This window comes from Paraburkholderia sediminicola, from assembly GCF_046027355.1.
GTDB classification, from domain to species: domain Bacteria; phylum Pseudomonadota; class Gammaproteobacteria; order Burkholderiales; family Burkholderiaceae; genus Paraburkholderia; species Paraburkholderia sediminicola_B.
Genome location: NZ_JAQQEK010000129.1, coordinates 1 through 742, shown reverse-complemented (window position 1 = coordinate 742; position 742 = coordinate 1). Strand labels below are relative to the sequence as shown.

Genomic DNA, 742 nt, shown 5'->3' with positions numbered 1-742 from the left:
CTTATCGAATGGCCCACGGCGGATGTGGATTGAATGCGTCGAGAAGGAAATCAGTCATGACCCGCACCTTCGCCGGGGGAGCCCGATCCGGCGCGCGAACCAGGTGTATGCCGCCAAGGTCCGCAGTGCGGACTTCGAGCGTAATCTGCTCCAGTGCGCCTTGCCGGATTGCATCGGCGACGATGAACTCGGGCTCGTATAGAACGCCGAGACCGGCAACGGCTGCTGCAACAAGTGCATCGCCGTTATTGGCCCGCATGGTTCCCTTGACGGCCACATGCTTGTCCCCATCCTTGCCGAACCGCCATTCGTCGGGCCGCGAGATGTTGGAGAACGTGACGCTCAGGCAATTGTGGCCGCCCAGTTCGGACCAGCGTTTCGGGCGCCCATGCCGCTCCCAGTAGCCCGGAGCCGCGCAGACAATCATCGCGCTCTCCGCGAGCCTGCGTGAGACGAGGCGGCTGTCCTTCAGACGCCCGACGCGGATCGTCAGATCCCAGCCTTCTTCCATGAGATCGACGACGCGATCGTTCAGCCCGAGGTCGATGGTGACCCCGGGATGCTTGTTTCTGAAGCCAGGAATCAACGGCGCGATGTAGCGAACGCCAAACGAAAGTGGCGAATTCAGCCGCAGCAGTCCGCTCGCCTCCACGCGCTGGGATGCAATCATCGCTTCCGCTTCTTCGAGATCGGGGAGGAGGCGGGCACAGGTTTCCAGATACTGCTGTCCCGCTTCGGTGAG

General features: G+C 62.4%; 1 protein-coding gene. It reads right to left on the bottom strand.

All coding sequences use genetic code 11. The features are described from left to right. Position 1 precedes the first annotated feature (1 nt). Positions 2-742: substrate binding domain-containing protein (locus PQR42_RS45585; RefSeq protein ID WP_408496115.1), on the bottom strand; the 741-nt coding region annotated here is incomplete at its 5' end.